The organism is Mesorhizobium sp. KR1-2 (assembly GCF_040045035.1).
Lineage (GTDB): Bacteria > Pseudomonadota > Alphaproteobacteria > Rhizobiales > Rhizobiaceae > Pseudaminobacter.
This window is the reverse complement of sequence record NZ_JBDZDS010000006.1, coordinates 1-25768: the sequence shown is the minus strand read 5'-3', so window position 1 is coordinate 25768 and position 25768 is coordinate 1. Positions and strand designations below refer to the sequence as shown.

Sequence of the window (25768 nt, the reverse complement as noted above, 5' to 3'; positions counted from 1 at the left end):
AGGGGCAGGGCCGGTTCAGTGCCGCGTGGCGTCGCAAGCCGGGTCCGGGATGGGGGACTTGCATGGCGCGCGGGACGGCCTCCGACGAGGTAAGCGAACGGGAGCTGTTCGCCTCCGGGGCGGAAGGCGCTGCGCCGCGGGAACCGCAATCCTATCCTGAGGCCGACGCCCGGAGTTCACCGAGGTCGGCCAAACCCGGGCGAGGCACGAGACCATCTGCAGCCTCGTGGCTCGCCGTTGTCAAAATCCTCTACGCCAAAGCAGTTCGCGCGACCACCGCCGCTCTCGCCACTGAGCTGGACCGCGGAACGCCCTTCCTTTTTGCGCCCGTGCTTTTCGGCTGCGGCACGATCATCTACTACGGATTGCCCGAAGAGCCCGACATTCAGGTCCTAATCGGCGGGCTGGTGGTCGCTGCGGTGGCGCTCGCCTTTGTTCCCGTACACCGACAGGCTCTGCGGCTTCTCATCATTGCGGCACTGTTCTGCCTGTTGGGCATGTTTCTTGCCAAGTTTGAAACCTGGCGGGCCGGAACGAATACGCTCGGCAGCGAGATTTCAACGCGCCTGACGGGGCGGGTCGCCGAGATCGACCACATGGCCAATGGCCGCGTGCGCCTGACCATCGATGTTTTGACAACCGCCAAACCGAAGCTGCGCTATGCGCCCGAGCGCGTGCGCCTTTCTGCTCGCAAGATCCCGCCGGGGTTGGTCGTCGGTTCGGAGATCGAGGGCGCGGTTCGCCTGATGCCGCCGACCGGCCCGGTTCGTCCCGACAGCTACGACTTCTCGTTCAGGAGCTATTTTTCGGGCATCGGCGCCAGCGGCTTTTTCATGCGCGGTCCCGATCTCGTTGAGGGGGACGCGCCGTTGCCGGTCAGCGCACGCCTCTTCAACAGCGTCCAAAACCTCCGCAACACCATTGCCGAGCGTATCCGCGACCTTATCGGCGGACCCGAAGGCGAGATCGCGGCTGCGCTGGTGGTGGGCATCCGCGCCGGCATTCCTGACGACATCAACGAAGCGATGCGGCGAACGGGCATCTATCACATCGTCGCCATTTCGGGGCTTCACATGGCACTGGTCGCGGGAACGGTGATGGGCTCACTGCGGATGATCTTCGCCCTGTTTCCCGGCTTTTCCTCCCGTCATCCGGTCAAGAAATATGCGGCGGTCGCGGCGCTTGCCGCCATCATCAGCTACCTGTTCATTTCGGGCGGCCAGGTGGCGGCGCAGCGCAGTTGCTTCATGCTGGGCATCATGCTCACCGCACTGCTGTTCAACCGTGGCGCGCTGACCACGCGCAACCTGGCGATTTCGGCCTTCGTCATCGTGGCGATTTCGCCGCACGAATTGATAGGCCCAAGTTTCCAGATGTCCTTCGCTGCCACGGCCGCGCTCGTCGGTGGCTACGCGCTTTGGTCGGAATACCGCCAAAAGCGCAGGCGTGCGCCACCTGCTACCGGGCGCCCGCTGGCGATCGCAATCGTCAGCAAGGTAGCGGGCGATGTCGGCAGCCTGATGTTCACCTCGACCATCGCCGGCATCGCCACCACTGCCTTCGGCGTCTACCACTTCCAGCGCGTCTCGCCGCTCAGCCTGATCGCCAACCTGGCCGTCATGCCGAGCGTGTCGTTCCTGGTGATGCCCTTCGCCGTCCTCGGTTCGCTCGCCATGCCGCTCGGTCTGGATGCGCCATTCTTCTACGTGATGGGCAAGGGACTGACGATCATGATCACGGTCGCGAAATGGATATCGGACCGTTCGCCGATAGATGGGGTCGGCCTGATTTCCTCGCATTCGCTGGCCCTTTTGACCATTGCCCTGGTCATCGTCACCATGGCCACGACCTGGCTGCGTGCGCTGGCACTTCCCTTTGCGTTCGCGGGCATGCTCACGCTGACGGACGTCCGCACGCCCGATGTACTCATCTCCGAAGATGGTCGGCTCGTCGGGGTGCCCATCGGCGATCAAATGTTCGCGGTAAACAGGGCGCGACCAAATGCATTCACCGTCGAAAACTGGAGACGGGCGCTGCGCACCGAAGAGATCGTGGGCCCAATCGACAGCCTGAAGCCAAAGTCCGGCCGCAAGGGCATTGTGATCCTGGAAACGAGGGCTATCACCGACCCCGATGACATCTCTGCGGAACAGCTGGCCACCAGCGTACCACGCCAGGCAGATGCTGACGCAAGCTTGGCGGACGGCGCGTCAGGCAGCGGATTCGATTGCCATGACGGGCTTTGCGTTGCGGTGCATGCTTCCGGCACCATCGTGGCGCATGCGACCGACATACGGGCCGCGCATCGGGCTTGTGACTATGCCAGCCTCATCGTCATCGAAGACGCCACCGCGAAAAACGTCTGTTCGACCGGCCCGCCGCTGATCCTCACCAAACGCGAACTGGCAAAGTACGGCAGCGCCGCCGTCTACCTTCCGGACGATGAAACCGGCCAAGTGCCGGAAGTCAGGTTTGCGCTCTCCGAGCCCTATCGGCCCTGGCACACGCAGAGACGGTTTTCGCGTGAAGCACGCGGTTTGCCGCCATATGAGCAGAAGCAGCACGCGTTCTCAGGCGCCAAATTCCCCCGGGTCAAAAAACAGCCGGCCGATGATTCTGGCCCATTGGAGGACTAACGCCGACCCAAGCAATACGGCCAAGCCAAAACAATACAGCTGAACGAGGTTCAGTAGCGGCGGATGAGGCCGACCAGCTTGCCTTGCACCTTCACGCGGTCCGGGCCGAAGATGCGTGTCTCATAGGCGGGGTTGGCGGCCTCCAGGGCGATGGACGCCCCCTTGCGGCGGAAGCGCTTCAAGGTTGCTTCTTCATCATCGACCAGCGCCACGACGATTTCGCCGGGGCTGGCGGTATTGGCGTTGCGGATGATGACAGTGTCGCCGTCGAAGATGCCGGCCTCGATCATCGAGTCACCCTTGACCTCGAGCGCGTAGTGCTCGCCACCGGTGATCATCTCGGGCGGCACCGAAATGGAATGGGTCTTGTGCTGGATGGCATCGATCGGCACGCCGGCTGCGATGCGGCCCATGACGGGAATGGAAATCGCGATGCCGGCTTCGTCATTGCCTGCCACCGGGGGGCGAGCAGGTTCCGGCGCGCGGCGCCCAAGGCTGCCTTCGATGACGCTAGGCGAGAATTTTGCGCGCTGGGGAGCAAGGCCGGGCGCAATGGAATCAGGCAGGCGCAGCACTTCGAGAGCGCGCGCGCGGTTCGGAAGTCGCCGAATGAAACCGCGTTCCTCCAGCGCCGTGATCAGGCGGTGAATGCCGGATTTGGACGCGAGATCGAGCGCTTCCTTCATCTCGTCGAAAGACGGCGGGATGCCCGTCTCTTTCAGCCGCTCGTGGATGAAGAGAAGCAACTCGTGTTGTTTGCGCGTCAGCATCGCCGGCTCCCCCGAGAATCAAACCCAAAACAAAACCAGAACAAACACTATCTGTTCCATTTGTGTTCCGCAACTGTTTAAATTTTAATGAATGGGTTAAGGGGCCGGAAACCATGACGGTTCTGCTGAGGACCAGGGCCGGTAACGCGAACCGGCAGAATCCGTCTCTACGGTCTTGATTCCAGGACGTTTTCCTTATGACGCCGCGGCATGCGGCATGTCGATCGCCGGTTGCCTTTTTCCAGCGGTTCTCACTGCGCTTTCAGAGACACGGCAGCCCCTGCCACGGCTCAGCGGAGCCTCAGCACCGTGCAGGGTGAGCCGGCCGATGCGGCCGGCGCGAAGGGTTCGCGGATAATCAGGGCATTGGCTTCGGCGAATGTCCTGAGCATCGAAGAATCCTGCACCTCGAACGGCGTCGCTATCAGCCCCTCGGGTTCTTGGCGTAGCACCGCGCGGACATAATCCTGGCGCTGGTCGTTGGCCGCCATGGTCCTGTCGAGCACGGCCTGGCAAAGGTCAGGCTCGTAGGGCCTGCCGCCGAGCCGCGACAGGAGCGGCTTCAGGAACAGATGCGAACAGACGAGACTGGCGACCGGATTTCCGGGCAGGCCGAGGAAGCGGGTGCGCCCACGCCGGCCGAACATCAGCGGCTTGCCGGGGCGCATGGCAATCTTCCAGAAATCGAGCTTCATGCCTTCGCCGACCAGCACCTCGTTGGTCAGGTCGTGGTCGCCAACGGAGGCGCCGCCGAGCGTGACGACCACGTCGGCGTCCTTTTCCAGGGCCTGCCTGATGCGCGCCGCGATGGCCGGGCGGCTGTCAGGCACGACGCCCAGATCGAGCACACGCGCGCCAACAGATGCCGCGATCGCGGCCACGCCGAAGGCATTCGAGGCGACGATCTGGTCGGGCCCCAGCTCGCTGCCCGGGGGCAGCAGCTCGTCGCCGGTGGCGATGATGGCGATCAGCGGCTGCTTGATCACGTTGAGGCGAGGGTGGTTTGCCGAAGCGACCAGCGAAAGCGCGCCGGGATCCAGTTCGCGGCCCTTTTTCAGGAGCAGATCGCCGGTGACGAAGTCGAGCCCCATGCGCCGGATGTGGCGGCCAATGGCGACAGTCTCGAAGACTTCGACGGAGTCGGGCCCGAGCTTGCGCGCATTTTCCTGGATCACGATGGTGTCGGCACCCTCCGGTACCGGCGCCCCGGTGAAGATGCGTACAGCCTCTCCGATGCCGATGGAGCCGTCGAAGCGCTTGCCGGCTGGTGCCTGGCCGATGACCTTGAGCGTGACCGGCACAGTTTCAACGTCTGCACCGCGGACCGCGTATCCGTCCATCGCCGCTGCATCGAACGGAGGCTGCGTTCTCAGCGCCCTGACGTCCTCGGCGAGTATGCGCCCGGCGGCTTCCGCCAGCGGCACGGATTCTCCCTCGCCAGGTACTGCTCCTTCCAGAAGCCGCTCGAGCGCTTCCTTGACCGGCAGCAGCGCCATCGTCACGCGTCCGCCCGATAGTCGCCGGACTTGCCGCCGGTCTTCTCGACCAGCCTGATGCCGGAAATCACCATGCCGCGATCGACCGCCTTGGCCATGTCGTAGATGGTCAGGCAGGCGACGGAAGCCGCCGTCAGCGCCTCCATTTCGACGCCGGTCTTGCCGGTAACGCGCGCCAGCGCGGTCACGCGCAGGCCGGGCAGCGATTCGTCCGGCTCGATGTCCACCGAAACCTTGGTCAGCAGCAGCGGGTGGCAGAGAGGGATCAGCTCGTGCGTACGCTTAGCGGCCATGATACCGGCCAGTCGCGCGGTGCCCAGCACGTCGCCCTTCTTGGCGTCGCCCTCACGGATCATCCGCAACGTCTCCGGCAGCATGGTAACGGTGCCCTCGGCGATCGCCGTGCGCTGGGTCTCCGCCTTGGCGCCGACATCGACCATGTGCGCCTGGCCCTCGGCGCCCAGATGGGTAAGCGCGGGCTTGTCAGTCATGGCCTATCCATTCGCCGCGTGAGCCGTTAGCGCGCCCGTGAGAAGAGCCCGGGTGGCCTCGGTCACATCGGCCTGTCGCATCAGGCTTTCGCCGACCAGGAAGGTCCCGATGCCGCAGTGTTCCAGGCGCAGACAGTCGTCATGCGTGAAGATGCCACTTTCGCCGACAAGCAGCTTGTTGTCTGGCACCAGCTTCGAAAGCCGTTCGGAGGTTTCGAGGCTGACCTCGAAAGTGCGCAGGTTGCGGTTGTTCACGCCGATCAGGGGGGAGGCGAGCTTCAGCGCCCGCTCCATCTCAGCCTCGTCATGCACCTCCACCAGCACGTCCATGCCGAGATGGTGGGCGGTGTCCTCGAGCGCCTTGGCTTCGTCGTCGCCCAGGCTGGCCATGATGACTAGGATGGCATCGGCGCCCCAGGCGCGGGCCTCATAGACCTGGTAGGACTCGAACATGAAGTCCTTGCGCAGGGCCGGCAGCCCGCAAGCCGCGCGCGCACTGGTCAGGAAATCCGGCGCGCCCTGGAAGGACGGCGTATCGGTCAGAACCGAAAGGCATGCGGCTCCGCCCAACTCGTAGGCGCGGGCAAGCGCCGGCGGGTCGAAGTCCGCTCGGATAAGGCCCTTGGACGGGCTGGCTTTCTTGATCTCGGCAATCAGCGCGAAATCGCCGGCAGCGCGCTTTGCCCGCAATGCGGCCAGGAAGCCGCGCGGGGCCTCGGCGTCGCGGAGGCGCGCCTTCAGTTCCACAAGCGGGAGCCGAGCCTTGGCGGCCGCGATTTCCTCGCGCTTGTAAGCTTCGATCTTGGCGAGAATGTCGGCCATGGCCCTATCCGTTGGAAACCCTGATCAGCGCTTCGAGCACGCCCAGAGCGCGGCCGTTGTCGATCGCCGCGGCGGCAGTCTTTACGCCCTCGGCGATGGTGGCGGCCTTGCCGGCCACAACCAGGCCCGCGCCTGCGTTCATCAACACGGTGTCGCGATACGCCCCGTCGGCGCCAGACAGCACACCGCGCAGCGCGTTGGCGTTAAAGGCTGCGTCGCCGCCGCGCAGTTCTTCCTTGGTGTGACGCTTCAGGCCGAGCTCCTCGGGCGTCAGCACGAATCGCCTGAGCGCGCCGTCGACCAGCTCGACGACATGCGTCTCGCCCGTGGTGGTGATCTCGTCATAGCCGTCGCCATGCACGACCCAGACGTGGTCGGCGCCAAGAGCCTTCAGCGTCTCGGCTACCGGTTCGATCCATTCGGGAGAGAACACACCAACCATCTGGCGTGTCACGCCCGCCGGGTTCGACAGTGGGCCGAGCAGGTTGAAGATGGTGCGCGTGCCAAGCTCGACGCGCGTCGGGCCAACATGGCGCATCGCCGGATGATGCGCCGGCGCGAACATGAAGCCGACGCCGGCCTCGCGCACGCATTCGCCGATCTGCTCCGGCGTCAGGTCGATTTTGACGCCGAGAGCCATCAACACGTCGGCGGCGCCCGTCTGCGAGGAGAGGCCGCGGTTGCCATGCTTGGCCACCGGTACGCCGGCACCCGCTATCACGAAGGAGGAGGCGGTCGAGATGTTGACGCTGTGCGAGCCGTCACCGCCAGTGCCGACGATGTCGACCGAGCCGGCCGGCGCGTCGACACGGAGCATCTTGTCGCGCATCGTCGCAACCGCACCGGAGATTTCGTCGACAGTTTCGCCGCGCACCCGGAGCGCCATGAGGAAGCCGCCGATCTGGCCCGGCGTCGCGTCGCCGGACATGATGATGTCAAATGCCTCGCGGGCTTCCTCGAAGGTGAGGGGGGTGCCCGCGGCGACCTTGGCGAGATGGGGTTTCAGCGTGGTCATTTTCAGAAAGCCAGAGCCTGATCAACCGCGTTCCGGTTGACCTCGACCGAGTACTGGGTCTGCAGCTTTGCCACCAGCTCGTCCAGCAGGTCGTCGGCAATGCCGGTCGCGAACTGCTTCTTGAGGTCTTCCGGTACGGAGTTGGCATCCGCGCCTGCAGGCTCGAACACTTCCGTTACCTTGAACAGGATTTCAGCGTCACCGGTCGGCGAGGGGAACAGCCCGACGCCGTTCTGGGCGACGCCGAACACCGCCGACACGCCCGCCCTGCCGAAATCGCCGTCATCGGCTTCGCGCTTCAGACCGCGCTTGGTCTGCTTATCGAGCGACAGCTCGCTGGCCAGCGTATCGAACGACGTGCCGTCGCTGAGGCGCTTGCGCAGCTCTTCGCCCTTGGCCGCGAGCCGCTTCTCCGTCTCGACCTTGGTCCAGTCGGCAACGACTTTCTCGCGAACTTCGTCAAGCGTGCGGTCGCGCGCAGCGGTGATGTCCTCGACCTCGTAGAACACATATCCGGCGGCGCCCAGGTTCACCGGCGGGTTGTCGGCGCCAACGTCGGCCTGGAACACAGCCTGCACGAGTTGCTGCGGTTGCGGCAGCGAGTCGATCGGCGTGCCGTCGGGACGCTGGCCGGCGCGGTCGATGGCATCGATGGTCACCATCTTCAGATGCGCCTTGGCGGCGGCGTCAGCCATCGAGTCGCCAGCAGTGCGTGCATCTTCGTAGTTGTCATGCACTTCGAGCAGCACCCGGTTGGCTTCGGCGAGCGCGAGCCGCTTGCGGATGTCGCCGGCCACCTCATCCAGAGGCTTGACCACTTCCGGCTTGATCTCGGTCACGCGCAACAGGACAGGGCCGAACTGCCCCTGGACGACAGGGCTGACCTCATTGACGGCGAGCGAGAAGGCAGCGTCGGCGACGGCCCGGTCGGCAATCTTGTCCTTGGCAAGGGTCCCAAGCAGCGTATCGGCTTCGGTCTTGCCCTCTGCCGCGGCGATCTTGTCGAAAGTGGCGCCGCCCTTGAGCGAATCCAGCGCGGCATTCGCCGCTTCCGGTGACTTGAACACGATCTGCTCGATCGTGCGCGTCTCCGGCGTTGTGTAGAGCGCCTTGTTCTTCTCGTAGTCCTCGCGAACCTGTTCGTCGGTAATCGACTTCTCGTCGGCGATGTCGGACGGCTCGAGCTTTACATAGGAGAACTTGCGGTATTCAGGGGCAGCGTACTTCTTCTTGTTTTCCTCGAACCAGGCCGACAGCACATCGTTGGACGGTGCCGTGATCGGCTCGACCAGCGACTTGGGCAGGACCAGGTAGTCTACCGTGCGATCTTCGCCACGATACAGTGCGACGGCGCGCAGCAGCGTGTCGGGCGCCTTGAGCCCGTCGGACACGGCCTCGATGACCTGCTGACGGATCGCCACCTGGGAACGGTTGGCGAAATAGTCGTCCGGCCGCATGCCGATCTGACGCAGCACATAGTCGAACTGCTGACGGTTGAAGCGGCCGTCGGGCCCGCGGAAGGCCGGATCCTCGGCCGTCAGGGCAGCCAGGCGGTCCTTCGAAAGGCCGAGCCCCATCTTGCGCGCTTGCTCGTCGAGCAGGGCGCCGGCAACCATTTGCGCCAGAACCTGGTTGTCGATGCCTAGCGCCTTGGCCTGGTCTCGGCTGAGGCGCTGGCCGAATTGCTGCGACATAAGGTTGACCTGGCGATCATAGGCCAGCCGGAACTCGTTGATCGACACCGAGGTGCTGCCGGCAGTGATCACCTTGTTGCTGCCGTGGCCTTCCATCATCTTGCCCGTAATGCCCCAGATGGCGAAGCTCAGGACCAACATGAGAAGCAGCAGCTTCGCAACCCAGGTTCCAGCGGCATTTCGCAAGCTATTGAGCATTGATCACTTCCGGTCTTGGCGCATTCTGGCGCGTTTCGCGTCTGAATAATGGGCAATAGCGCCCTTCACGGCCAGTGTCGATTGCTTTGTAGATCGATTTTGGTAGTGAGGACTCGGGTCACCGGTCACAGGAACAGGATTAGAGCATAATGACGCCAGGAATTCGCCCGCTGGTCGCCGGCAATTGGAAAATGAATGGAACGAGCGCGTCGCTCGGCGAGCTCCGCGCCATGGGCGAGGGCTTCACGAATGGGCTCGACGCTGTCGCGGACGCCCTGGTCTGCGTGCCGGCAACACTCATTTCGCGGGCTGCGGACGTGCTGACCAAGACCCCGGTGACTGTGGGCGGCGAGGATTGCCACGCGAGGGAGAACGGTGCGCACACCGGGGACATTTCGGCCGAAATGCTTAGGGACGCAGGCGCCACGCATGCGATCGTCGGCCATTCCGAACGCCGCACCGATCATTGCGAGGATGACGCGAAGGTCCATGCCAAGGCGGAAGCTGCATGGCAAGCCGGGCTCGTCGCCATCATCTGCATCGGCGAGACCAAGGACGAGCGCGAGGGCGGCGCAACCCTCGACATTCTTTCCCGCCAGATCGACGGATCGGTTCCGGCAGGCGCCACCGCGGACAACACCGTCGTCGCCTACGAGCCCGTGTGGGCGATCGGTACCGGCCTGACGCCGACGGCCGCCGACGTGGCTGAGGCGCATGCTCACATCCGCGCGCGGCTGGCCGCCAAGCTGGGAGCGCGCGCCGGCAAGATGCGCATTCTCTATGGCGGCTCGGTAAAGCCGTCGAATGCGGTCGAACTGCTCGCGGTCGAGAATGTCGACGGAGCACTGGTCGGCGGCGCCAGCCTGAAGGCGGCCGATTTCCTCGGTATTGCCGACGCTTACCGGTCTATCTGACGGGTTTCACCACACAAAAGCGTTGCAAAGCCGGTTTCGTATCCCATATTGCGACACAGGCTTGGAAATGCGGCGAAACCGTTGTATTGAGCCGCCTCCACACTCCGCGATGCCATCGCATCCGCACATCCGCCAGATTCAGGTGAAGCCATGCAAACTGTAATCATCGTCATTCATCTGATGATCGTTCTCGCGCTTGTCGGCGTCGTTCTGCTGCAGCGCTCCGAAGGCGGCGGGCTCGGCATTGGCGGCGGTTCAGGCTTCATGACCGCGCGAGGCGCTGCCAACGCGCTCACCCGCGCGACCGCGATCCTTGCCGTCGCGTTCTTCGCGACCTCGCTGATCCTTTCGGTGATCGCTCGCTATGGCGAGCGCCCGATCGACATTCTCGACCGGGTTCCGATCACGCAGGGCGACACGGGGACAGGCACGGGCACCGGCGGCGCTGGCGTCCTCAACCAACTGGGCGGCACCCCGGCCGCGCCGGCAGCTCCTGCCACGTCGGAGCCCGCGCAGCCGGCAGAACCGCAGGTTCCGAACCAGTAACAGGTCACGAACCTTTCAACGTCTCGCATTCGAACGCTTCGCCTGCACATGCCGGCGGAGCGTTTTGCTTTGGGCGGCCTGCGCAGCTGTTGTCGTTTGAACACACTCCCCACAAATGGCGAATCGCCGGTCGGATTTTGGCTGTCGCCGGGCAGTGGTTCTCTTGAGATTGTTAGTATTAATGGCTTATAAAGCCTGAAGCGGCAGTATCTGCTTACGCAACGCATGAACATGCGCTGCCGCAAGCCATTTTATATCAGGATCGCCATCATGCATATTCGCAGCCTCGTTGCCTTGGGCATCTGCGCGGCCGTCGGCCTGTCCGTACCGGCCTACGCTGAAACACCCCCAGCCAAGACACCCCTGTTTTCGTCGAAGGCCAAGGCCGTTGAGGCCGATGCCAAGGAAGAGCAGCTCAAGAAAAAGCTGACCTCCAAGCAGAAGGCTAAGGAAAACGAAAAGCAGCAGGTCGCCAAGAACAAGCAGCCGGAGACGACCGGCGCGATTCCTGACCCGGTGGCTATCACGCAATCCGGCAACAGCGGAGAACTGCGCAGCGAGGCGGCTGGCCGGCCGCAAGGCGGCTTCCTGGCTCTGCTGCTCGGCGGCGATGCTTCCACCCCTAACATGCTGCCTCAGACGCGTGCGCTGGACGCCGTGCTTGAACAGCGCCAGGCCAAGAAGCAGTTCAAGGTGAAGGCGGACTTCGAGCCCCAGTCCGTTGCTTTCTCGGGCTACGAGCGCGGCACCATCGTGATCGACACCAAGGCCCGTTACCTCTACCTGGTCGAAAGCTCGTCCACCGCCCGCCGTTACGCGATCGCGGTCGGCCGCGAAGGTCTCGAGTTCAAGGGTACGGCCAAGGTCGGCGACAAGCAGGAATGGCCGCGCTGGATCCCGACGCTGGACATGCAGAAGCGCGATCCGCAGAAGTATGGTCACTACAAGGATGGCATGAACGGCGGCCCGGACAATCCGCTCGGCGCCCGGGCGATCTATCTCTACCAGGGCAAGAGCGACACGCACATTCGCATCCACGGCACCAACCAGCCGCAGACGATCGGTACGAACTCGTCCAACGGCTGCTTCCGTATGGTCAATGATCACGTCATCGACCTCTACAACCGCGTCAAGATGGGCACGGAAGTCGTCGTTCTGTGATCGATAAGGCATCGTGGAAAGGGCCGGCCCTGCCGGCCCTTTTTGTTTGGGCGCATGGCGTCCGCGAAAACCGAGCCGGGAAAATGCGCAGTGCGCGGATTTTTTTCTGGCGGAATCAATCCTACAGCGATAAGCGATGACTCCCATGGCGCGATATGTATTCATCACTGGCGGCGTGGTTTCTTCCCTTGGAAAAGGCATAGCCGCAGCAGCACTCGGTGCTCTCCTTCAGGCACGCGGTTACCGCGTGCGTATCCGGAAACTCGATCCATACCTCAATGTGGATCCCGGCACGATGTCGCCGTATCAACACGGCGAGGTCTTCGTGACCGACGACGGGGCGGAAACCGACCTCGATCTCGGCCACTATGAACGCTTTACAGGCCGCTCTGCGAATCAGAGCGACAACATCACCACTGGCCGCATCTACAAGAACATCATCGAACGCGAACGCCGCGGCGATTATCTCGGCGCGACCGTGCAGGTCATTCCCCACGTCACCGACGAGATCAAGAACTTCATCGTGTCCGGCAACGACGACTACGATTTCGTGCTCTGCGAGATCGGCGGCACCGTCGGCGATATCGAGGCGATGCCCTTCCTGGAGGCCATCCGCCAGCTCGGTAACGACCTGCCGCGCAACAACGCGGTCTATGTCCATCTAACTCTGATGCCGTACATCCCGACGGCCGGCGAGTTGAAAACCAAACCGACCCAGCACTCGGTCAAGGAACTGCGTTCGATCGGCATTGCACCCGACATCTTGCTCGTGCGTGCTGACCGGCCAATCCCCAAGGAAGAGCGCAGGAAGCTGTCGCTGTTCTGCAATGTCCGTGAAACCTCGGTCATTCAGGCACTCGACGTCGGCCACATCTACGATGTGCCGCTGGCTTATCATAAGGAAGGGCTGGATTCGGAAGTGCTCGCAGCATTCGGCATCGATCCGGCGCCCAAGCCGCGCCTCGACGCGTGGCAAGGCGTTTCGCAGCTCATCCATAATCCGGAGGGCGAGGTCACCATCGCGGTGGTCGGCAAGTACACCGGCCTCAAGGACGCCTACAAGTCGCTTATCGAGGCGCTCTCGCATGGCGGCCTGGCCAATCGGGTCAAGGTCAAGCTCGAATGGATCGAGTCGGAGATTTTTGAAAAGGAAGATCCGGCTCCCTGGCTCGAAAAGGTCCACGGGATTCTGGTGCCCGGCGGCTTCGGCGAGCGCGGCGCGGAAGGCAAGATCCTTGCCGCCAAGTTCGCCCGCGAGCGCAAGGTGCCGTATTTCGGCATCTGCTTCGGCATGCAGATGGCCTGCATCGAGGCGGCTCGTTCGCTCGCCGGCATCGAGAGTGCATCCTCGACCGAGTTCGGCCCGACCAAGGAGCCGGTCGTCGGTCTGATGACCGAATGGCTGAAGGGCAACATGCTCGAGAAGCGGCAGTCGGCCGGCGATCTCGGCGGCACGATGCGGCTCGGCGCCTATGAGGCGCGTCTCGCGGAGGGCTCGAAGATCGCGGAGATCTACGGCGACACCGATATCTCCGAGCGTCACCGCCATCGCTACGAGGTCAATGTCGACTACAAGGAGCGGCTGGAGGAGTGCGGGCTGGTCTTTGCCGGCATGTCGCCCGACGGCGTCCTGCCCGAGACGGTCGAATATCCCGACCATCCGTGGTTCATTGGCGTGCAGTACCATCCGGAACTGAAGAGCCGCCCGCTCGACCCGCACCCGCTATTTGCGAGCTTCATTGAAGCGGCAGTGGAGCAGAGCCGGCTGGTCTAATCGGCCAGACATCGCGCTTCGGTTCATTCGAACGCTGAATCGAAACGGGCGGAGTTTCCTCCGCCCGTTTTTCGTTGCTCGTGACTGCGGCTATGCCCGCGCCACCGATTTGTTGGCGCCTACCTTGGCCGAGCGGAGCGCATAGTAGACGATACCCGCGATGCCCACGCCGAAGAACCAGCCATACACGCCCCACCATGCCGGCAGCCAATCGGTAAAGTTCGGCAGGATCGACGAGAACAAGGCGCCTATGCCGGCCGCGATGAAGGCGGGGACGTGCCAGCCAGACTGGAAGCGATATTCCCCATCGTCGCGGTAGAGATCCTCGACGTTCATCTCACCCTTCCGAATGAGATAGTAGTCGACCATCATCACCCCGAAGATCGGGCCCATGGTGGCGCCGATGATGCCGACAAACACGGCCGCGCTGCTTTCCCAAGGCGCGAAGGGATAGAGGACTAGCGCAATCAGTGCAGCGATATAGCCGCCTTTCTTGAAGTCGATTTGCTTCGGAAACACGTTCGAGAAGTCGAAGGCCGGCGAGACGAAGTTAGCCACCACATTGATGCCGAGCGTCGCCACCGCAAAGGTAACGGCCGCCAGCGCCGCCAGGAAGAAGCTGTCGAACTTCGCCGAGATCTGGTCGGGATGCAGCAGCACTTCGCCGTAGACGTCGTAGGCAGCAATGGTGGTGACACCGGCCACCAGCGAGAACAGCATCAGGTTGATCGGCAGCCCCCAGAGGTTGCCCTTGCGCACCGCGGCCTTGTCGGGAGCATAGCGCGAGAAGTCGCAGAAATTCAGGTAGAGTGCCGAGAAATAGGTCACCCAAATGGCCGCCGCTGCCGCCAGGGAGGCAACGGAACCGGGGGTGCCGGGAATGCCGGCGTCTTTGGTCTTCTCAAGCAGGACGTCCATCGGGATGTCGCTGGTGAAGGCCAGGCTGCCCGCCTTGAAGCAGAGATAAACAGCCAGGATCAGCATCATGATCCATACGGCCGGTCCCGCCCAGTCCTGGAAGCGTCTTACCGTTTCCATGCCGTGCTGGATGATCAGCAATTGGAGTGCCCAAACGACGAGGAAACAGATGACCTCAAGCCCGGAATGGCCGAGGAAGTGCACGTTCTGATGAAAGCTGGTGAACAAGTCGGTGCGGATCAACAGTGCCACAATGGCGCCGGATGCTGCAGCCGTCTGCGCTCCGTACCAGAAGCAGGCAACGACCGCCCGAACCAGGGCAGGGATGTTTGCACCCCAGATGCCGAATGAAGCGCGCGCCAGAACCGGGAAGGGCACACCGGTCTTGACGCCCGCATTGCCGATGAGATTCATCAGCGCGAAGATGATCAGCGAGCCGATGCCGATCGCGATCAGGAAATTGACGAAGCTGCCGCAGAAGAGAAATAGGCTCGCCGCAAGATAGTAGCCCCAGAGGCTGTGAACGTCCGACGTCCAGACGTTGAAGATACTGAACGCACCCCAATTCCGCACTTTGGCCGGGGCCAAATCTTCATTGTAGAGAGATGATGATGCGCCAGTAATGCTCATGTTTGTCTCCCCCAAGACTCAGTAAACATCGCGCTGTGCGTCAAACGCTACGCCTGACGCTGGGGAATGTCCATCGCGTCATTCACGAAGAGTTGAGGGAGCTTGGCGGGGCGACACCATGATGTGACGACCTCGTTAGCCGACACATCGTTCACCGAAACGCGCCTGACAATCCAAATCTCGTTCACATACCTACGGTGTGTCGGGGCTGCACAACGGCCGACCGACAGGTTCGAGAAAGAGACTATTGGAGAGTTGAAATGAACAAGACCATCGTTACCCTCGCCGCCGTTCTGCTTGCTTCGGGCGCGGCCTTTGCCGGCGAGCGCTCTGGCGATGCAGCGCCGGCCATGAACCGCGTCAATGCAGGCACCATCGCAACCACAACGTCCGAGCCACTTGTCCGCTCCGGTGACGCCGCGCCGGCTTCGATTGTGGTCAATGCTCCGCAAGTCGGTGGACTTACCTCTGACGCCGCCTTGGTCGGCACGACCTCGACCCATATCGCGGTCAGCCCGCGTGCGCTCTATGGCAGCAACTGAGCCATATTTGGAAAAAGCCATACGGGCGGCAGGCTTCGGCGTGGCCGCCCTTGGTTCATTCAGCCCGCTCGATCGACGCGTTCCATGAACGCCATGGCCCCCTGCGGCGCGTGAACTTTTCCGGACGTGATGAAATAGACGAACACGTCACGCGGTCTAGTCGGCGCATCGTGAGCAGGATCCGCGCGCGGCAGGTCGGAGGGCACGCCGCCTTGCGCCCAGGTCTTGGCGCGCGCAGCCCATTCGTCCAGCGCCTTGGGCTCGTAACAGGTCGCAATGTCGTCCGAACCAGTCTGCAGCCGGGCATAGACGAAATCGCCGGTGACATCGGCAATGGCCGGGTAGGTGGCGTGGTCGGCATAGACCACCGGCACATTGTATTTGCGCAGCAGCGCGGCAAATTCCGGCACGACGAAGGAAGCATGGCGCACCTCAACCGTGTGGCGCAGCGCCACGCCGTCCTGCTTTTCCGGCAGCAGTTTCAGGAAGGCTTCGAAATCGTCGGGATCGAACTTTTTCGTGTGCGCGAACTGCCACAGGATCGGCCCGAGCTTTTCGCCGAGTGCGGCGATGCCCGAGCCCAGGAAGCGCATCATGGATTCGCCCGCCTCGCCGAGCACGCGGCGATTGGTGACGAAGCGATTGCCTTTCAATGAGTAGACGAACCCGTCCGGCGCCTCGCTCGCCCATTTGACGAAGGTGGGCTCCTTGAAGCTCGAATAATAGGTGCCGTTCACCTCGATGGTCGGCACCTGGCGGCTGGCATATTGGAGTTGCTTCGCCTTGGGCAGCTTTTCCGGATAGAAGGACGTGTCCCAGGGCTCGAAGGTCCAGCCGCCCATGCCGGCGCGGATTGTTCCCGACTTGGTCATACGTTCCTCCACTTCGTCCTAAAAATTGAAGCTCACGCAATAAATAAATTTGACACGGCTCGGCAACGCGGACCAGAGCCGGCTGAATTACCGCTCGACACCGGCCGCCAGGGCGGCCAACTTGTTCAGCCCCGCGCCCAGCGCCTCGACTGCCTGCTTGCTTGCGGAGCCCAGCCCGTGCCGGGCCGCTATCCATTCAGCCGTGTTGTAGGACAGCCAGACCTTGCCGGCTTCGTCCTCCCAGGCCAGCGCCTTTACCGGAAGATCGATGCCGGAGATCTGCCGATCCTGCATCAGCGGCGTGCCGCCTTTCGGATTGCCGAAGATGAGCAGTTCGGTGGGACGCAGCGGCATGTCCACCTTCGCCGCGCCTGCAGCATGATCGATGCGAGCAAAGACGGTGAGGCCGAGCTTCGTCACCGTTTCCGCCAGCCGGTCGATGGTTTCGGAGACCCCGAACCGGCTTTCAAGGGAAACGATGCCGTTGTCGTCCATCACTCCGCCGCTTCCCGTTTTCCCTTCGGCCGCCGCTCCAGAAGTTCCTTCAGGAAATGTCCGGTGTAGCTGCGCGGCTCGGCGATAATGGCTTCCGGCGGGCCGGCGGCCACGATCTCGCCGCCGCCGTCGCCGCCCTCGGGGCCGAGGTCGAGGATCCAGTCGGCCGTCTTGATGACCTCGAGATTGTGCTCGATCACCACCACCGTATTGCCCTGTTCGACCAACTCGTGCAGCACTTCCAGTAGCTTGGCCACGTCGTGGAAATGTAGGCCGGTTGTCGGCTCGTCAAGGATATAGAGCGTCTTGCCGGTCGCCTTGCGCGACAGTTCCTTGGCTAGCTTGATGCGCTGCGCCTCGCCGCCTGAAAGCGTCGTCGCCTGCTGGCCGACATGGATGTAGCCCAAGCCCACCTTGACCAGCGTTTCCAGTTTGTCACGCACCGCCGGAACGGCCGCGAAGAACTCCGCGCCTTCCTCCACCGTCATATCGAGCACGTCGGCGATCGACTTGCCCTTGAAGGTCACGTCCAGCGTTTCGCGGTTGTAGCGCTTGCCGTGGCAGACGTCGCAGGTGACGTAGACGTCCGGCAGGAAGTGCATCTCGATCTTGATGACGCCGTCGCCCTGGCAGGCCTCGCAGCGGCCGCCCTTCACGTTGAAGGAGAAACGGCCCGGCTGGTAGCCGCGCGCCTTGGCTTCCGGCAGGCCCGCGAACCAGTCGCGGATCGGCGTGAAGGCCCCGGTATAGGTCGCCGGGTTGGAGCGTGGCGTGCGCCCGATAGGCGACTGGTCGATGTCGATGACCTTGTCGAGGAATTCGAGCCCCTCGATGCGGTCGTGCTCGGCCGGATGCTCGCGCGAGCCCATGATGCGCCGCGACGCTGCCTTGAACAGCGTCTCGATCAGGAAGGTCGACTTGCCGCCGCCCGAAACGCCGGTGACGGCCGTGAAGCTGCCGAGCGGGATTTCCGCCGTGACGTTCTTCAGATTGTTGCCGCGCGCGCCGACCACTTTAATGCGCCGGCCCTTCTTCATCTGCCGGTGCGCCTCGGGCACCTGAACTTCCAACTCGCCGCTCAGATACTTGCCGGTGATCGAGTTGGGGTTGGCCATGATCTCGGCCGGCGTACCCTGCGCGATGATCTGCCCGCCGTGGATGCCGGCGGCCGGCCCGATATCGACGACATAGTCGGCGGTGAGGATCGCGTCCTCGTCATGCTCCACCACGATCACCGTGTTGCCGAGATCGCGCAGATGCTTCAGCGTATCGAGCAGCCGGTCGTTGTCGCGCTGATGCAGGCCGATCGACGGCTCGTCGAGCACGTAGAGCACGCCGGTCAGGCCCGAGCCGATCTGCGAGGCCAGGCGGATACGCTGGCTTTCGCCGCCCGAAAGCGTGCCGGAATTACGCGCCAGCGTCAGATACTCGAGGCCGACATCGTTGAGGAAGCGCAGGCGCTCGCGGATTTCCTTGAGGATGCGGACCGCGATCTCGTTCTGCTTTTCGTTGAGCGCGGCCGGCAGCTCTTCGAACCAGCTGTTCGCCTTGCGGATCGAAAGCTCCGTCACCTCGCCGATGTGCCTGCCGCCGACCTTCACGGCCAGGGCCTCCGGCTTCAGGCGATAGCCGTTGCATGCAGGGCAGGGGGTGGCCGACATGAAGCGCTCGATCTCCTCGCGCATCCAGGCCGACTCCGTCTCCTTCCAGCGACGCTCCAGGTTCGGGATCACGCCCTCGAAGGTCTTTGTCGTCTTGTAGGAGCGCAAGCCGTCGTCATAGTTGAAGGTGATCTCGCGGCTGCCGGTACCATGCAGGATGGCCTGCTTGGCTTCGTCCGTCAGGTCCTTGAACTTGTCGCCCAGCTTGAAGCCGTAAACCTTGCCCAGCGCTTCCAGCGTCTGCGCGTAATAGGGTGAGGTCGACTTCGCCCAAGGGCTCACCGCACCGTCGCGCAGCGAGACATTGTCGTCCGGCACGATCAGGCTGGCATCGATTGCGCGCTGGCTGCCGAGGCCATCGCAGGCCGGACAGGCGCCGAACGGATTGTTGAACGAGAACAGCCGCGGCTCGATCTCCGGAATGGTGAAGCCGGACACCGGGCAGGCAAACTTTTCGGAGAAAAGAACGCGCTCATGCGTGTCGTTGGCCGACTTGTTGGCCGCGCCGCCTTCCGCAGTCTCCCCAGGGGGAAGCGGCCTGTCGGCGAACTCGGCCACCGCCAGGCCGTCGGCCAGCTTGAGCGCCGTCTCCATCGAGTCCGCAAGACGGGTCGCGAGATCGCCGCGCACGACGATACGGTCCACCACGACATCGATGTCGTGCTTGTACTTCTTGTCCAGCGCGGGAACATCGGCGATCTCGTAGAAGGTGCCATCCACCTTCACGCGCTGAAAGCCCTTCTTCTGCAGCTCGGCCAGTTCCTTGCGGTACTCGCCTTTGCGGCCGCGCACCAAGGGCGCCAGTATGTAGAGGCGGGTGCCTTCGTCCAGCGCCAGCACGCGGTCGACCATCTGGCTCACCGTCTGGCTTTCGATCGGCAGGCCGGTCGCCGGCGAATAGGGCACGCCCACGCGCGCGAACAGCAGGCGCATGTAGTCGTAGATTTCGGTGACGGTGCCGACCGTCGAACGCGGGTTGCGCGAGGTCGTCTTCTGCTCGATCGAGATGGCGGGCGACAGGCCGTCGATCTGGTCGACGTCCGGCTTCTGCATCATCTCGAGGAACTGCCGCGCATAAGCCGACAGGCTTTCGACATAACGGCGTTGGCCTTCCGCATAGATCGTGTCGAAGGCGAGCGACGACTTGCCCGAACCGGACAGGCCGGTCATGACGATCAAGGAATCTCGCGGAAGGTCGAGATCGACGTTCTTGAGATTGTGTTCACGTGCGCCACGAATGGAGAGATATTTGTGCTCGGCCATGCCGGGTCTGCCGCCTCGATTCCAAGATTTGCAGGTTTGGCTCGCGTGTCCGGCCAATCCGCTCATGTAGGTATTTTCGCCAGTCTGTCGAGGGATGCAGCTATCCCCGTAACAGGGGTTTAGCCGCCTTTGGCTGGTCCGGGCAAGTGAAAAGAACAAAGGTCGAACGACCTCCTGACATCGTGCTGGCAGGAGGCGTCGTGATCACATTTTTGGTCAAGCCAACCTCCAGCGTTGACGTCAGGGATGCAGGGGCGCAAGATTACCTCGCCTTCGAGACGGAGCGCCATGACGCTCTTCGCTGCCGATAGGTGGTTTGCGAGACGCCGCAAGCCTGCGAATAGGTCCTCGGAAGGCGTTGGAGCAATCGACCGAGGAGCGAGGCATGATCCCACCGGACAATACGAATTGGCTCCACAAGGCCGTGGAGCCGCAGCGGGTCTGACCACCCGAGGTACCCGGCTAGGTCGGCTGGCTGTTTCCCTTTTCCTAAAATCTGAACACCATATTGGATCATCGGCTGACGCCGAGGGGATCCGAAGAAAAGCCGGTAAAACATTCCCGGCATCTGGCGAGATACGCCACAAGGGCCTCGTCCGCACCCGAGGGAGCGGCGAGGCCGCTCTATATGTGCTGCGCTTTCGCGCGTATTGCACGCACCACTGCGGATCAACGCCGTCTATGCCACAGGCGAGACGTTTTGACAGGGAAATATGGCTCGGCCATCACGGCGCGAAGGAGAGAATTCGCGTTTGATCTGCCGGCGGTCTTGAAAAGTCGCGCAAGGTAATATAGAACAAAAATAGAACAAAAACACTTGTGGACAGCGGCCCTTTTTTCGCAGCCTCATGCGCCCGGTGCGGTGGCTATCGGATAGGGTACGTGGGCAATCAGTGCAGTAGTGTTAGGACGAGCGCGGAGCGGTGTCATGGCGGGTAGCGTCAATAAAGTCATTCTGGTCGGTAATCTTGGCGCGGACCCCGAAGTCAGGCGGCTGAACTCGGGCGAACCGGTCGTCAACATTCGCGTTGCGACGTCAGAAAGCTGGCGCGACAAAAATACCGGCGAGCGCAAGGAAAAGACCGAGTGGCACAATGTCGTGATCTTCAACGACAATCTCGCCAAGGTCGCCGAGCAGTTTTTGAAGAAGGGCATGAAGGTCTATGTCGAGGGTCAGTTGCAGACCCGCAAGTGGCAGGACCAGAACGGCAATGAGCGCTACACCACTGAGGTGGTGCTGCAGAAGTTCCGGGGTGAATTGCAGATGCTCGACGCACGCGGCCAGGGCGGCGAAGGCGGACAGGTAGGCTACAGCGGCGGCGGTGGTGGCCGCGGGAGCTCCGATTTCGGCCAGTCCGGCCCGAACGACGACTATGGACGTGGCGGCGGTTTTGGCGGTGGTCGTGGCGGCGGCGGTGGCGGTTCTTCGCGCGACCTCGACGACGAAATCCCGTTCTAGCGAACCGTGCGTTGGTTTTTGTAAACTAGTGCGGTGGAACCGACTGAATCCATTGAGGAATGCTGTTTACATGAACGACTTTCGCGTCTAGCCTGTGACCGGGCTAGTGCGGAATTGATATTTGTCAACGAAAAGCGCAAATCCGTATGCGATTAGATGGGCCAAGTTTGGGAGCGGCGAGCGCATGCCGTTCCTCGTTCCCGTTGACACGGGCGTGCCCTTGGCGGCCCCGACCTTTTGGATCGTCGCCCACCGGCGCGCCTTAGGTCGGCAGCCCAGCACCCTTTACAACGAGCTTCGCTCGCTGATGTGGCTCTACCTTTGGGCGGCTGCGCGGGGCGTCGACATCCAACAGAGGCTTCGTGAAGGGGCCTTCTTTGCGCTTACCGAAATCATCGACATCGTTAACTTCTGCGGGCGCTTCACCGCCGACGCGCTCCAAGAGATAGACGAACGATCGTCCAAGCTCTCGAGGCTCGCCCGGCGGAGGAAAGACTCCGGGCGGAGCGTCCAGTCAGCCGAACAACGCAATCGCCTTGCTGCCATCAGCTCATTCATCGAGTTCACCAGCGCCGACTTCCTCTCCGTCCTTGCTCCCTGGCCGCAGCGGTGGGATCACTACAACGCGGTGCGAACGCAGTGCCTCGACCGACTCCGTGGATACACTGGCGGCCTGGCAAAGCCGCGTCGCGACGATCTCGGACTGCCGGAGGGGTTGGAGGCAGCCGCGCTCAAACGGTTGCGCGAAGTGATCGAACCGGACCATCCCGACAATCCCTTCCAGCCTGAAGTCCGCTTCCGCAACTATTTCATCATAAGACTGTTGCTCGAACTCGGCCTGCGCCGCGGGGAGCTTCTCGGGGTCAAGCTGTCCGACTGCAACCTCGGGTCGACCGGCTCGTTGACGGTGCACCGAAGGCCCGACGACCCTGATGACCCGAGACGTGATAAACCTTCAGCGAAGACCGCTGCGAGGGTTCTCGCCCTCAACGGTCGGATGACCGAACTGGCCCACGAGTGGGTTGTCCACTACAGGGCCAAAATTCCCGGCGCGCGACGGCATCTGTTCTTGGTTGTTAACAGTCGGACTGGCGGGCCGATGTCAAAGTCGAATCTGAACAAAATCTTCGAGGCCCTCCGCCACAGGGTGCCCGGGCTGCCTGCGGAACTCTCGCCGCATATCCTTCGGCATTCCTGGAACGACGCGTTTTCGGAGACTATGGACAGGAAGGGCATCCCGGGGGCTCAGGAAGTCAAATGGCGCGCCCGGCTCATGGGCTGGCGGAGCGAGTTCACGGCCCGCAATTATCTCCGCCGGACAGTGCGCCGTAGGTCCAACGAAGTGCTCAAGGAAATGCAGGACGGCCTCAATATTGCGCCTTTGGAGGGCGTTAGTTAATGACTGTCGTAGATAGCCATCAACAACCTTCGCATATTTTACCAGCTATACCGGAAACATCGACAACAAGGGATGGTTTTGTTTATCGTCCACGTGATGATGAGTGGAGAATTGCAAGTCTTCTGACGAAGATGAACTTCAAGTTCAGTAATCTAGATGGATTCTCTGATCGTATTATCCATCGGCTTAAGCTTGTATTCATTTGGTACCTGGAGAACCGGTCCTTCGCGCACGCGAGAAATGTTTACTTATGTCTGCAGGCATTTCGCAGGCAGTTGGACCCATCCGAAGATGCTTGCTTTGAGATCGACCTCGGACGAATCTTAAGTTACCGGGCCAGCCTTGATGACACCACGGAATGGAAGCTAGGCGTCCTTAGAATCCTCTTGGAGGACATGGAGAAACTCAGCTTTGGCATAGCCACGTCGGAGGCGTTGGAATACCTCCGCGATGCGACAATCCGGGGCAATATTAAAGGGACCTCGGTCAGGACACGCGATCCGGAGAAGGGGGCATTCAACGACACCGAGTTGTTGGCAATCCAGGCGGCCCTTAATAATTCCTTTGCCCGGGGAGAGATCGATTTATACCACTTCGCTCTAACTTGGCTATTCCTTGGCTATGGCCCGAGACCGATCCAGATAGCAGCGATCAAAGAGCGCGATCTCATCATCTCGGAAGGTGATGAAGGACGTTTCTACGCTCTGAGGATGCCCCGCGCGAAACAGCGAAGCGAGGACGTCCGCGCCTCGTTCAAGGTGCGCTACTGCAGCAAGCAGATCGGTCAGCTCCTTGAGGAAGTCATCCGCCTGAACCAACGACGCCGCGAACAACTCGGCTTGGACGGTGACGACTGGCCCATGTTCATGTCTCGGAAGGAAGGCCATCTTCCTGGACTGCGCCACCACATGAATGCAAACACGATTGGTCACATGCTGAACCAAGTGGTCGGCCGTATCACTGGCATGAAGACCAACTCACGCCGATTCCGTATAACTCTCGCACAACGGGCAGTAGACGACGGCAAGGATAAGTACACCGTCGCCGAGCTGCTGGATCATTCGGATACGCAAAACGTCGGGGTTTACTATGAGGCAAGCCCGTCGATAGTTCTTAGGCTAGATCGTCATCTGGCTATGGAGCTTGCGCCTCTCGCTCAGGCGTTTGCCGGGGTCGTCGTCCAGACGGAAGCGGAGGCGCAACGGGGCGGCGACCGATCCAGCCGCATTTACGACCGCTCGCTTGTAGACAACGTTGCCGACCCGCTTGGTACCTGCGGCCAGATGAGCTTCTGCGGCTTGGCGGTTCCGTTTGCCTGTTATACGTGTCGGCACTTCCAGCCGTGGCTAGATGGTCCCCACGAGGAGTTTATGGCGGCCCTTATCGCCGACCGCGAGCGGATGGCTGCGGAGAATTATTCTCCTAAGATTTACTCGATCCGCGACAGGATCATCCTCGCCGTAGCCGAGGTCATCCAGCTTTGCGCGGCTGAGCGCGACCAGATGGAATTGGATGTCGCATGACCGCAGCCGTTGTCGCTTTATCCTCGCCTGCGATCGTATTTCCGTCGAATCGGGTGCGGGATTTCATCGAACTCGCCCGCGATCAGATCGACGCTCTGATCCCAACTGAGGAATGGCCCAGCGACGTTTGGCACGTGGGCAGGCACTTCATCACGAAAGGCCAAAACCGGGACAACCGTGTCCTCGCCTTCTACAATAGTTCCTCGACGCTCTCGAGCAGACAGGAGGTCGAGGGTGAGCCTCTCGATCCGGCTTTCAAGGAGTTCGCAAAGGCGTATGTGCGCTACATGCACTCGACGTCGCCGGTTGCTTTCGAGAACACGACAAAGCGTCTCGACGCCCTTCAGTTCATGGAGGCGGCGTTTCGGAAACTGGGCCTGCATCCCGCCATCGAGAGCCTCAACCACGTTGTCCTGAACATGGCCGTCGAGTTGGCGCAGGCGGGGGTCGGTCCCGCCAGGCATTACCAATTCGCCATCTACATCCAGCAGGTCCACCGGTTCTGCATGGACCGCAAGTTCCTGAATGGCCCATTCCAGTGGAAGCACGGGGTCCGCAAGCCGAAGGATCGCACCGAGGAAATCGGTAACAAAGCGAAGCAGTGGCGCGAGGAGAAGCTACCCAGTCCCGAGGCCTATGACGCGCTCGCACACATTTTCCGGAACGCAGAGTCGTTCATAGACCGACTGTACTCTTCCGTCTGTGCGATCTGTATCTCTATCCCGATCCGCGCGCATGAAGTCCTCCAGCTTCGGCTAGATTGCGAAGTCCACGGGCGCGCAAAATCACCTGAAACCGGCGAGGATGTTGAGACCTATGGCATCCGTGTCTGGCCAGGGAAGGGAAATCCACCCCATGTCAAGTGGGTGCCGTCCCAAATGGCGTCAGCTGTCAAGGAGGCAGTCCAGCGACTTCGCGAAATGTGCTCTGAAGCGCGACAGGTTGCGGCATGGTACGAGTTGCACCCAGACAGGCTTTGGCTTCCGACGGAACTGGAGACTTACCGGCAGTCAGATTTTCTTGCACTAACGGACCTTCAAACCATCATTGCAATGCAATCGATAAAAGGATTAGCGCACTGGGTTCGAAAGGCGGGGGTCGATTGGCGGTCGGATAGCAGTTCGTCGAATTACCTCCGTGAAGTTCGCATTTCTTCCTTGGCAGAGGTTCTTGTTTCCCGACTGCCGTCCGACTTTCCTGAATTCAACAAAATTGCAGAGCAACTGTATTCGCAGACCCTTATATTGTTGGCGTATAATCAAGGGCATGCGGACAAGGCCACTTATCGGTGTCTGGTAGAAAAGGCGACCGTTCAGAGCTTCGAGCACTGGCTGTCGGGCCACGACGGGGGCAGGAAGCCGAGTGTCTGTTGATTTCCGCCAGGAACTGACCCGGGATTAGCGAATATTTCCATCGAGAAGTGACCCATGTTTGAACCTTGCCCCGCGTGTTTTCAGCGGGGGCTATGGAGTGATCGACATGGCGTTAT

20 protein-coding genes are annotated in these 25768 nt (G+C 61.9%); 10 read left to right on the top strand and 10 right to left on the bottom strand.

Annotated elements, in window-relative coordinates; genetic code table 11:
• The first annotated feature begins 62 nt into the window (after positions 1-62).
• Positions 63-2636 (top strand): ComEC/Rec2 family competence protein, encoded by a 2574-nt coding sequence (locus tag ABLE85_RS13395; protein ID WP_348793243.1) that lies wholly within the window; start codon positions 63-65, stop codon positions 2634-2636.
• A 50-nt stretch (positions 2637-2686) separates the two neighbouring features.
• On the opposite strand, the gene lexA is transcribed toward ABLE85_RS13395, so the two are convergent.
• The 6 genes from lexA to ABLE85_RS13365 form a co-directional block, all read right to left on the bottom strand.
• Entirely contained in the window at positions 2687-3406 is a 720-nt protein-coding gene (lexA, locus tag ABLE85_RS13390; protein ID WP_348793242.1) for a transcriptional repressor LexA, read from the bottom strand.
• Positions 3407-3696: 290 nt separating this feature from the next.
• Positions 3697-4902, bottom strand: a complete 1206-nt coding sequence (gene glp, locus ABLE85_RS13385; RefSeq protein WP_348793241.1) for a gephyrin-like molybdotransferase Glp — start codon at positions 4900-4902, stop codon at positions 3697-3699.
• Positions 4903-4904: 2 nt separating this feature from the next.
• Positions 4905-5393 carry a cyclic pyranopterin monophosphate synthase MoaC gene (gene moaC, locus ABLE85_RS13380; protein WP_348793240.1) on the bottom strand — a complete coding sequence of 163 codons (489 nt, stop codon included), beginning with the start codon at positions 5391-5393 and terminating at the stop codon, positions 4905-4907.
• Positions 5394-5396: 3 nt separating this feature from the next.
• Positions 5397-6215, bottom strand: coding sequence for an indole-3-glycerol phosphate synthase TrpC (gene trpC, locus ABLE85_RS13375; RefSeq protein WP_348793239.1), 819 nt, complete (start codon positions 6213-6215; stop codon positions 5397-5399).
• A gap of 4 nt (positions 6216-6219) precedes the next feature.
• Positions 6220-7230 carry an anthranilate phosphoribosyltransferase gene (gene trpD / locus ABLE85_RS13370; protein ID WP_348793238.1) on the bottom strand — a complete coding sequence of 337 codons (1011 nt, stop codon included), beginning with the start codon at positions 7228-7230 and terminating at the stop codon, positions 6220-6222.
• 2 nt (positions 7231-7232) lie between these two features.
• A complete protein-coding gene (locus ABLE85_RS13365; protein WP_348793237.1) occupies positions 7233-9122 on the bottom strand; it encodes a SurA N-terminal domain-containing protein in 1890 nt (629 codons plus the stop codon).
• A gap of 149 nt (positions 9123-9271) precedes the next feature.
• On the opposite strand from ABLE85_RS13365, the gene tpiA reads away from it, so the two are divergent.
• The 4 genes from tpiA to ABLE85_RS13345 all read left to right on the top strand — a co-directional run bounded on the left by tpiA (position 9272) and on the right by ABLE85_RS13345 (position 13517).
• The gene (gene tpiA, locus ABLE85_RS13360; RefSeq protein WP_348793236.1) at positions 9272-10036 is read left to right on the top strand and encodes a triose-phosphate isomerase; all 765 of its coding nucleotides are present in this window, start codon (positions 9272-9274) and stop codon (positions 10034-10036) included.
• A 150-nt stretch (positions 10037-10186) separates the two neighbouring features.
• Positions 10187-10582 carry a preprotein translocase subunit SecG gene (secG, locus tag ABLE85_RS13355; protein WP_348793235.1) on the top strand — a complete coding sequence of 132 codons (396 nt, stop codon included), beginning with the start codon at positions 10187-10189 and terminating at the stop codon, positions 10580-10582.
• 270 nt (positions 10583-10852) lie between these two features.
• The gene (locus ABLE85_RS13350; RefSeq protein WP_348793234.1) at positions 10853-11743 is read left to right on the top strand and encodes a L,D-transpeptidase; all 891 of its coding nucleotides are present in this window, start codon (positions 10853-10855) and stop codon (positions 11741-11743) included.
• A gap of 136 nt (positions 11744-11879) precedes the next feature.
• On the top strand, positions 11880-13517 hold the full coding sequence (locus ABLE85_RS13345) for a CTP synthase (RefSeq protein ID WP_348793233.1): 1638 nt from the start codon (positions 11880-11882) through the stop codon (positions 13515-13517).
• Between the two features lie 90 nt (positions 13518-13607).
• On the opposite strand, the gene ABLE85_RS13340 is transcribed toward ABLE85_RS13345, so the two are convergent.
• Entirely contained in the window at positions 13608-15065 is a 1458-nt protein-coding gene (locus ABLE85_RS13340; protein WP_348793232.1) for an NCS1 family nucleobase:cation symporter-1, read from the bottom strand.
• Between the two features lie 260 nt (positions 15066-15325).
• Here ABLE85_RS13340 and ABLE85_RS13335 point away from each other — a divergent pair, with 260 nt between their 5' ends.
• Positions 15326-15607, top strand: coding sequence for a hypothetical protein (locus tag ABLE85_RS13335; protein WP_348793231.1), 282 nt, complete (start codon positions 15326-15328; stop codon positions 15605-15607).
• A 59-nt stretch (positions 15608-15666) separates the two neighbouring features.
• Here the strand turns inward: ABLE85_RS13335 and ABLE85_RS13330 are convergent, their stop codons facing one another.
• The 3 genes from ABLE85_RS13330 to uvrA all read right to left on the bottom strand — a co-directional run bounded on the left by ABLE85_RS13330 (position 15667) and on the right by uvrA (position 19898).
• The gene (locus ABLE85_RS13330) at positions 15667-16479 is read right to left on the bottom strand and encodes a DUF72 domain-containing protein (RefSeq protein ID WP_348793230.1); all 813 of its coding nucleotides are present in this window, start codon (positions 16477-16479) and stop codon (positions 15667-15669) included.
• Positions 16480-16566: 87 nt separating this feature from the next.
• Positions 16567-16974, bottom strand: coding sequence for a DUF302 domain-containing protein (locus ABLE85_RS13325; RefSeq protein WP_348793504.1), 408 nt, complete (start codon positions 16972-16974; stop codon positions 16567-16569).
• Entirely contained in the window at positions 16974-19898 is a 2925-nt protein-coding gene (gene uvrA / locus ABLE85_RS13320) for an excinuclease ABC subunit UvrA (RefSeq protein ID WP_348793229.1), read from the bottom strand. The genes ABLE85_RS13325 and uvrA overlap by 1 nt, the downstream gene beginning before the upstream one ends.
• A 928-nt stretch (positions 19899-20826) precedes the next feature.
• On the opposite strand from uvrA, the gene ssb reads away from it, so the two are divergent.
• From ssb to ABLE85_RS13300, 4 genes are all read left to right on the top strand, one after another.
• The gene (gene ssb / locus ABLE85_RS13315) at positions 20827-21357 is read left to right on the top strand and encodes a single-stranded DNA-binding protein (protein WP_348793228.1); all 531 of its coding nucleotides are present in this window, start codon (positions 20827-20829) and stop codon (positions 21355-21357) included.
• A gap of 184 nt (positions 21358-21541) precedes the next feature.
• Entirely contained in the window at positions 21542-22756 is a 1215-nt protein-coding gene (locus ABLE85_RS13310) for a tyrosine-type recombinase/integrase (RefSeq protein ID WP_348793227.1), read from the top strand.
• The gene (locus tag ABLE85_RS13305) at positions 22756-24279 is read left to right on the top strand and encodes a site-specific integrase (protein WP_348793226.1); all 1524 of its coding nucleotides are present in this window, start codon (positions 22756-22758) and stop codon (positions 24277-24279) included. The genes ABLE85_RS13310 and ABLE85_RS13305 overlap by 1 nt, the downstream gene beginning before the upstream one ends.
• On the top strand, positions 24276-25652 hold the full coding sequence (locus ABLE85_RS13300; protein ID WP_348793225.1) for a hypothetical protein: 1377 nt from the start codon (positions 24276-24278) through the stop codon (positions 25650-25652). The genes ABLE85_RS13305 and ABLE85_RS13300 overlap by 4 nt, the downstream gene beginning before the upstream one ends.
• Positions 25653-25768: the final 116 nt, after the last annotated feature.